Genomic DNA, 8,777 nt, shown 5'->3' with positions numbered 1-8,777 from the left:
ATTCCCTGGCCGCGTTGAGCCGTATCCAATGGCCTACTCGTGCCGAAATATGTACGTGGCCTCCCACCGCCTGCTGGTGACGACCCCGTGGGGGCTGTCGTAGGCCGTAGCGTAGAAGTTGCCGGTGGTATTGGGACCGTCCCAGCGGTCGGCGTCGCCGTGATGGGCAAAAACCCACCATCCTGCGCCCGTGAACCCCTGGTTCCACGCGTACCAGATCCACCGGCGGTAGTGGCTGAGGGTGGAGAGGGTTTTCGCGCGGCCGGGGGCGTCGTAGTACCAGATTTCCGTGGCGTGTTCGCGCGCCACGGGAAGCATCTCTGATCCCAGCCGGCTGAGAAGTTCCGAGGATGGGCACCAGATGTCGATAAGCCCCTTGTACATCTCGACGCTTTCCATAGTGGTCCCGCTGGTGGGATCGGCGTATATCAAGACGTCAGGATTGGCTTCTCGGATGAGCTTCGCCACCTCGACGAGGTTGATCGTGGTTTCGGCATAGGGCGCCGATGGCTCGTCATAGGGATATAGCGCCCAGAGCTTGGGATCGACGCCCAGCTCGGCCATGTGGGACGCCCAGGCGCGAACGTAAGCCACGAACGCCTTGCGCCACGGTTCAGACAAGAACGGCGCACCCTGGAGGTGGCCCTGCGGCGACACAAACAGCAGGAACCCGTGGGGCGACAACCGCGCGACCGATTCGTCGTGGGCCGTGAAATCCAGGGGACCGGTCAGGTTGCCGTCTTTGTCGCACTGGGCCTGCGGACACGTGCCGAAGAAGACTGTGGCGCCGTGCTCGACCAGGGCGGAGAGCACTTCGGGCCGGTCGGTCCCAAGCGGGCCGCCGTCATACGCCCACATGCAGAACCGCAGGGGCCGCGGACGGGGGAGCGCCAGATCGTGCACCGTGAGTTCCAGGGGGAGCAGGAGCTCCGTCGGGTCGGGTTCGATGCTCTTGAGCCGCACCTGGGCAGCATACTTGCCCGCCGCAAGACCCTTCGCGTTAACGGTTATCCAGAGCTGCTGGGATTCAAAAGGCGCGATGTTGACGATGGACGCCTGGTCAAGAAGGGGCAGCGCGTCCGCCACCATGGCTCTCTGATATTCAGGCACCATGACGGCCCGTCTGAGTTCGACGCAGGCCGCTGCCGGCAAGGGCACGAAGCCCTCGGGCGCCGGCTGGTTTGACAACAGGACCCGGACGTCCAGGCTCCGTTCGCAAACGTTCGTGAGATTCAGCGCCAGAGACTCGTATTCCCCGATGCACAACGAGGCTTCGAGTCTCTCCGTACGGTCTTCTGCCGTTGGCAGAGACACACCGGGATCGAAATACGCCCACGGACAGAATTCCCACGCAAAGAAGCTTCCCGAAGGCGCAAGCGCGCTGGATGCGGCCGCGAGAGCGCGCAAGCGGTCTGCGCCGGTTCGGAGGGAGGTGAGCAACGCGGTCCGCCGGGCGGGCTCTTCGTCCGCCAACTGCGCGAGAAGACCCCTGTTCACCGCGAGTTCCCTGCTCAGGGCGTCGGCGCATCGCGGATTCGATGCCCGCCAGGACTCGAGGCAGCGCTGGGTTTCCGCGAACACCACCTCGTCAAGGTAGCGCTGATCGGACGGGAAGCCTCCGAACTCGAGCGTCATTGCGGCAGGTTCGTAGGCCACCCGCGCGCCGGCGTCCACGAGTCGTGTCTTCAACTCGTACGTTCCCGCGTCATGCGCTTCGAAGGCCACGGCGACACGCTCCTCGGCGGCGAACACGTGGCGCGCAAACCGGCGTGCTGTTCCGTCGGGATAGGCCATTTCCACCAGGAGCGTGTGCCGGCGCCGGTCCGGGTTGCTGACGTCGAACCGGAACGTATTGGCCCCGGTCAGCAGGACAGGGTTGTCCACCACTGAGGCCCGCTCTTCTTGTTTCTCGGACAACGCGGGCGCGGGAAGCACGGGATAGGCTCTTGCCTGCGGGGGGCGGCCGGAACGGGCGCGATTTCCAGCAAACGTGGCCGCATTGCGCCCGTCGCAGGTGTAGGGAACTCCCAAGTCGACCCACATAAGCATCCCTTCCCCGGACATCTCGCCGGGGTCGGAAACCGCGAGATCGAGCTTCCCGTCGCCGTCGAGGTCGCCCGCCAGCGGCGCGGCCGTGGCCTTGCAGCCGGTATCGGCCTTGAGGAGCAACGTGCCATCGGCGTCAAGAAGCAGGGCGTTGCCTTGGACTGACGGCATCACGATCTCGAGCTGGGGATCGCCGTCAAGGTCGGCAAACGTGGGCGCGGCATAGAACCCACTGTCGCCGAACTGTTGGGTCCACAAGAAACCCTCTTTTCCGTAGCACCAGAGCCCGCCCCCTTTGTTGCCGAAGACCACCTCGTCAAGCCCGTCACCGTTCACGTCGCCCGCGGCAATGCAGTTGTTTACATGAAGATAGACGTTTTTCTCGAGTGCGACGGACGCCTTTTCGAGGTCTATCGCGTAGAAATGGTGCAGACCTCCCCCGATGTACAGCTCGGGAACCGCATTGCCGTCAACATCGGCGAGGATCGGCGTGCTGTTGGGGAAGAGGTCATCTTGAAAGTACAGATCCCATAACCACTCGCCCCGTGCCGTGAGGGCATAGATATGGCTATCGTGCGACGTAACGATGATCTCGGCGCCCGGCGCATCGTAGATGTCCGCGACCAGAGCCGGCCCCATGCGGCTTCCGTCGCCCGTGAACTGCCAACGCAGCCTCCCCCTGTAGTCAACGCACGAGAGGGTGCCGCCCACGTCACCCACGAGCACCTCGGAGCGGCCGTCGCCGTCCAAATCGGCAATCGCCGGACATGAATCCGCCATGATACGGTCCGGTACGGACGTCTTCCAGAGCAAGGCGCCGTCGGCGCGCAGGGCAACGAGGGTTCCGACGCTGTCGCCGGCTACGATGTCCTCGGCGCCGTCGCCGTCGACATCGGCTACCGCGGGAGCGGCGGTTACGGGCGGAGTCAAGGGATACGTCCACAGCCGCTTGCCATCCAAGGAGAAGCACACGACGCCCGTGTTCCCCGCACAGGCGACAAGAGCGGACACGGGGCCGGCATCGCCGTCCCGGAGAGCATTCGGCGCACTGAAGCCCATTACTCCGGGCTCGCGCCAGACCACGTCGTAGATATACCTGTCCGGCTCGCCGGAACGGGCGGCCGCGGCCGCCAGACCCATAGCGGCCATTACCATCGTTGCGCGCAACATGTGTCTCATTCCAAGACCCTCGATTAACTTCCTCTTGCAGTCCGGCAACATCATAGCGTGAACCTCGGGTGCGTTTATATTGGCGCCGTGACGGGGCGCCCGTTGCCACGGGTCGATTGAAACACCGGATCCGCGCGGGCGGTGAAGACGGTCCGGGCTCGCGGCAAGAGCCTCTCCCCGCAGGGCCGCCGTTCAGGGACGTACTTCCAGGATTCCGAAGCGATCGGCCCCGGGCGAGCTGCCCTCGAACAGGTACGGCTCTGACCCTCGTACCCGGCTGTATCGGGCCACGAGCCGCTCGACGGCCGGACGCGCGTCTTTCTTCGCGAGAATGGCCACCGTGCCGCCCGCGCCGCCGCCCGTGATTTTTGCGCCATAGACGCCGTTTTCCGGCCCTTCCTGACGCGCTAAGGCCACAATCCGGTCGGTGGCTTCACTGGCCAGGCCGCATTCCGTGTACGCATAGTGCGACTGGCACATCAGGTCGCCGAGAAGCCGAAACGCGCGTTCCGTCGTTGCCCCGCGAGCGAGTTCGGCGAACAGTTGCACGCGTTGGTTCTCTTCCACCGCGTAACGCGTGTTAGCGCGGATGCGGTATGTGTACTCGGGGAGACATCGCGTGAAGGGGTCGACGTGTTCCCCCGCCGTGCCGAGATACTCCTCCCCTGTCATTGTTTCAGGCAAGCGGTGCTCGTATTGCTCGTGGAACAGCGCCCGCGGCAGGTTGGCGAGATAGCCGTTCCAGCGCGGCTCGGTGTATCGGGGAATCTCCTGCGAATCGTCCCGGACAACGTCGAGTCCTTCGAGATCGCAGATGAGCTTGTATCCCATGAACGCCGCGGCGCGGGCGGCCTCGTACTCGATTCCACTGACTTCGTGGCTCGCGCCGGAGTCGATAGCCCAGCATTCCAGGCTGGCCGGCAAGCGAACAAGAGGCTCGGGGTTGCATGGCTGGCACACGAGCGGCAGGACACATCCCTCATCGCCCAAAACCGCCGTGATCTGGTCCATCACGCCGCAGGCCGACTCCGCGATCACGTTCTCTACCCACTGGCAGGCCAGCGCCAGGCCTACCCCAGTCAGATCGATGCCGTATGCGGCGCAGGCAGCCTTCATAACAGCCACCTCGACGGCCGCGGACGAGCTGACACCTTTGTTCAACGGCACGTTGGACTCGATGTAGACCGTCATGCCGCGGTCCGTGATGCGCTCCGCGTATTTCTTAAGCAGGTAGTGGAAGTTACCCAATACGTAGGCGGTCCAACGAATATCCGGGGAAGCGTTGACGTATTTGCGCACGGCCTGTTCATCAACGAGCAGATTCAAGGCGCACCGCACGTTCTCCTTCCAACCCATCTGCGCAGCGGTCTGGTTGCGAAGAACAATCTGACCGTCTTCCCGGACTTGCGTGGCCGCCCACGTGGCTTCCCGAATGGTCATCTCAAAGACCAGGCCGCCGGTGTAATCATCGTTGCCGCCCATCAGGTCGAGGCGTCCCGGCGAGCGGGCCACGAAGACCGGGGCGCTGGCGTTAAACAGGCCGCCCTCCCTGGTCAGGATCGCTACTGTATCTTGGAACGATGCCACGGGATGCCTCCTCTACCAGAGAATGGCATAGATGATGGTAAACGTGAGCACCATCAGGCCCCACCACAACACGACGCTCTGGTACCAGTGCGGTTTTGTGGCCGCCGTGGCCGCGGGAAGGCGCAGCATGGACGGCGTCCACAACATGCCCAGCGTCTTTTCAGCGGGCGGGGCAGCGGTCACCAGGCTGAGGACGATCATCAGGGCCACGCAGATCAGAACAACAAACAGGCCCAAAACGAAGATGTTCTCAATGGGGCCCGGGAGAAACGGGTAGAACTTCTGCACATACGGCACGGCGCACAGGGGAAATGACAGCGCCATCGTGATTGTGGCGGCCGTGTTGTTGGCCCGTTTCCACAGGACGCCTACCACGAAGACCGCCACCGTTGGCCCGGCAAGCAATACCCAGACCTCCTGACAATACGCGAAGATTTGGTCCCACTTGCCCACAAGAGGCACGCAAACCACGCCGACAAGAAGCGTGACCGCTCCGCACCAGCGCCCCACCCTGATCAACTCCTTGTCCGGCGCGTTCTTGCGGTACAGCCGCTGGTAGATATCGAGCGAGAATATCGTTGCGGTCGAGTTCACCAGAGAAGAGATGGTGGACATGATCGCGCTGACCAGAGCAGCCAGAATCAAGCCTTGAATCGCGGGGGGCAGCAGCGTGGTTACAAGATAGGGATATGCCTGGTTCGTGTCCTCCAGGTTTGGATTGATGGCGTATGCAATAAGGCCCGGGAAGGACACGCTCAATCCAAGCAAGATCCCCAGAAAACCACAGAAGATCATGCCCATCTTGGCGTGCCACTCGTCTTTTGCCGCCAGGCACCGCTGGTTGATGTATTGATTGGTGCAGAAGTACCAGACGTTCGTGCTGAGGGCGAGGGCAAGCATCGCGGTCCACGGAAGTTTCGGGTGATCGGCGGGAAGGATCAGGTGGGCGCGGTCGCCTGTCGAGCAGATGGCGTCCCAACCGACCTTGTGCAGCCCCACGAAGAAGATGACGAGTCCGCCGATCAGCAACAAGACGCACTGAAAAACGTCGGTCCACACAACGCTCGAGAGGCCGCCATAGATGGTGTACGCGCCGGTCAATACGGCGAGGAGTACGGCCGACCAGAAGATGGGCGTGCGAAAGATGTAGTTCAGGGCGAGGCCGCCCCCATACAAGACGAGGGAGAGGTTGACGATGGCATAGCTGAGCACGGTCAGCCATGCGAATATGCTTCTTGGCGCGACGCCGTAGCGGCGCTCGAGGAACTCGGGCATTGTCGCGATGCGCCCGCGGATGTAGAAGGGCGTGAATATCCAGATGAGCACGGACAATGCGATGAAGTTGAGCCATTCCCAGTTGGCTACCGCCATGCCGTAGCTGTAGGCAAATCCGACCTCCCCGATGAATTGCTCGGTGCTGATGCTGCTGGCGACCATTGACAGCCCGATGGCATACCAGGGAACGTGAAACCCCGCCAGAAAATACTCGCGCGTCGTTGCTCTCTCGCGCCGGGCCACCCAGAACCCGATTGCAGCAACAATTATCAGGTATACAATCAAGATGACAGCGTCGAGCAATCCCAATCGCATCGTGTTTGCCCTTCCCGGTTGCGTACATTACCCGCGGAACAACGCTTTAATGCTGTCCACAAGGTAGCACAAGGCTTCAGGCGTCTGGCGGGGGTTGATGGGCAGCGTGACAAGGTTCTCCCCCACTCTCTCGGCATTCGGGAACTGGCCCCGCCGGTACCCGCGCTTCTGAAACGCCGTCGTCCAGTGCAGCGGAATATAGTGCGTGCCCACTTTTACGCCCCGCTCGTAAAGCATGGCATGGACGAAGTCTTCTTTGGTCATGCCGAAAGTGTCGGGCTCGAGCAGCACCGGGTACAAATGAAACACGTGCGTGCGCCCCGGCGCAATCACGGGAAGCACGACGCCGGGAACGTCTCTAAGGGCTTCCGTAAGATACGCGGCGTTGTCGATTCGGCGCTGGTTCAGCAAGTCGAGTTTCTTGAGTTGCTCGATGCCGACCGCCGCCTGAATGTCGGTCATCCGGAAGTTGTACCCCGTGTCGTCGAAATCCTGCCACCAGAAACGCTTGCCCTGGGGAAACTTCGTTTCATCGAGGCTGCAGTACTTCGTGCTCTTGCCGTATACCCGCGTGCAGTGGGACCGGTAGAGGGCGATGCGCTCGTAGAGTTCCGGATCGTTGGTCACGATCATCCCGCCCTCGCCCAGGGTGGACATGTTCTTCTGCTCGTGGAAACTGAAACAGCCGGTTGTTCCCATTGAACCCGCCTTACGTCCTTTGTACTCGCCGCCTACGGCGTGGCAAGCGTCTTCGACCACGGCCAGGCCGTGCGATTGCGCGATGGCGAGAATAGGGTCCATGTCGCAGCATTGTCCATACAAGTGGACCGGGATAACCGCTTTTGTCTCCGGCCTGATGGCCGCTTCGAGCTGGCGGGGATCCAGGTTGTAGGTGCTCGGGTCGATATCCACAAAGTCCACGTCCGCGCCGAGAGTGGCAGGCGCGGCAGCGGTGGCGATCCACGTCATTGGCGTTGTGATCACGCGGTCGCCCGGTTTGATGCCGAGCCCCACCATGGACATGAACAGCGCGGCGGTGCCGTTGCTGACGCAACGCGCGTACTTGCTACGGGTGTACGCGGCAAACGCTTCCTCGAACCGGATACATGCGTCGCCGCTGGTCGGGGCGTTCTGGCGCAACACTTCGAGCACGGCAGCCTGCTCCTCGGGACCGTACTCGCTGCCGAACTTGATCACGAGGTCGTGTTTAATCTTAGGACTACTCATTGCTCTGCGCCTCCTTCGCTTCGAGTACGAGGTTCAATCCATCCATAAGGGTCCTCATCGGAGTTTCAAGCAGGCTTCGGGCCCTGGTGTTGTCAAGGGATGCATCGTTCGGCCTGGGGGCGCGGCCCGCCATGGCGTTCGAATCGCATGCACGCACAAGGTCCCGGGAATAGCCCAGCCGTTCCGCGATTTGGCACGCCATGTCGTACCGGTTCAATCGCGTATTGCCCGCCAGATGCATGACCCCCGCGAAATCGCTGCGCGCAAGCTCAAGAAACGCCGCCCCAAGAGTGATGACATCCACAGGGGTCCGGACCTCATTGGCGGGGAACGTCACCGGCTTGTGGGCTTCCAGCGCAGACACCATCTTGGCCAGGAACGAGTTTCCAGAACCCAGCACGGGCAGCCCCATCACCAGGGACAATCGTGCGACCACGCTGTTGGGAACCAATTCACGCACAAGGGACTCAGCGCGAATCTTGGTGCTCGCGTAGAAATTGACCGCGCGGGGCGCGTCGTCCTCTGCGTACATCCCCTTTGTTCCGTCAAAAACCGTGTCGGTCGAGCAGAAAATCAACTTAGTCCCGCGGCTGGCGCACAGGCGTGCCAGCGCGCGCGTCACGCCCACATTGACGCGTTCCGCCTCTTCTTGGTGCGCCTCGCAATAATCGATGTCCGCAAGAGCCGCGGTGTGGATGACCGCGTCCGGATTGACTTGTTCGAAAATGGCGTCGAGCGCCGCTTCGTCACAGAGGTCGAGTTGCCGGCACCGGAATCCGGGCCGTTCCTGAGGCGGCTCGATAAGGGAAAGCGCCTCGACGTCCCAATTCCCGCGCGCCTGCCAGACCACGCTGCCCGCCACAAAACCCCCGTACCCCGTAACCATGAGTCTTCGCGCCATGGATGAATTGTCCCCCCGCGTTTCAGGCTCGAGTGTAATGAGTCATACCGTTGACATCCCGATTTGTGAGCGCGGGAGGCGCGGACAGACGCATCTCTGCGTTGCTTCGCTCATGTCAGTCCCCGTTTTCCTATGAAAATTCCTGGACTTTGTTATGGTGCGGGCTTCCCTGCCTGCTTTCTAATCCAATCAGCATACGCTAATTTGACTACGATTCACTACACTCCCGGCAGCGAACGCACCATGATTGATTGTG

General features: G+C 62.0%; 5 protein-coding genes. All 5 read right to left on the bottom strand.

What is annotated here, in order from left to right; translation table 11 throughout:
- Positions 1-33: 33 nt before the first annotated feature.
- Positions 34-3,225 (bottom strand): FG-GAP-like repeat-containing protein, encoded by a 3,192-nt coding sequence (locus PLJ71_15065; GenBank protein ID HQM50008.1) that lies wholly within the window; start codon positions 3,223-3,225, stop codon positions 34-36.
- Positions 3,226-3,408: 183 nt separating this feature from the next.
- Positions 3,409-4,803, bottom strand: coding sequence for a galactokinase family protein (locus PLJ71_15060; GenBank protein HQM50007.1), 1,395 nt, complete (start codon positions 4,801-4,803; stop codon positions 3,409-3,411).
- Positions 4,804-4,815: 12 nt separating this feature from the next.
- Positions 4,816-6,393, bottom strand: a complete 1,578-nt coding sequence (locus PLJ71_15055; GenBank protein HQM50006.1) for a sodium/solute symporter — start codon at positions 6,391-6,393, stop codon at positions 4,816-4,818.
- Positions 6,394-6,420: 27 nt separating this feature from the next.
- Positions 6,421-7,620 carry a DegT/DnrJ/EryC1/StrS family aminotransferase gene (locus PLJ71_15050; protein HQM50005.1) on the bottom strand — a complete coding sequence of 400 codons (1,200 nt, stop codon included), beginning with the start codon at positions 7,618-7,620 and terminating at the stop codon, positions 6,421-6,423.
- Complete coding sequence (locus tag PLJ71_15045; GenBank protein ID HQM50004.1) at positions 7,613-8,521, bottom strand: NAD(P)-dependent oxidoreductase; 909 nt, start codon at positions 8,519-8,521, stop codon at positions 7,613-7,615. Before PLJ71_15045 ends, PLJ71_15050 begins: the two co-directional genes overlap by 8 nt.
- Positions 8,522-8,777: the final 256 nt, after the last annotated feature.

Source organism: Candidatus Hydrogenedentota bacterium (assembly GCA_035416745.1).
Lineage (GTDB): Bacteria > Hydrogenedentota > Hydrogenedentia > Hydrogenedentales > SLHB01 > UBA2224.
The sequence above is the reverse complement of the archived record's forward strand: the minus strand, read 5'-3'. Positions and strand labels throughout refer to the sequence as shown.

Bases quoted from the DNA above. Each gene is read 5' to 3' on its own strand.
- PLJ71_15065 (HQM50008.1), bottom strand. From the start codon at position 3,225: ATGAGACACATGTTGCGCGCAACGATGGTAATGGCCGCTATGGGTCTG.
- PLJ71_15055 (HQM50006.1), bottom strand. From the start codon at position 6,393: ATGCGATTGGGATTGCTCGACGCTGTCATCTTGATTGTATACCTGATA.
- PLJ71_15050 (HQM50005.1), bottom strand. From the start codon at position 7,620: ATGAGTAGTCCTAAGATTAAACACGACCTCGTGATCAAGTTCGGCAGC.
- PLJ71_15045 (HQM50004.1), bottom strand. From the start codon at position 8,521: ATGGCGCGAAGACTCATGGTTACGGGGTACGGGGGTTTTGTGGCGGGC.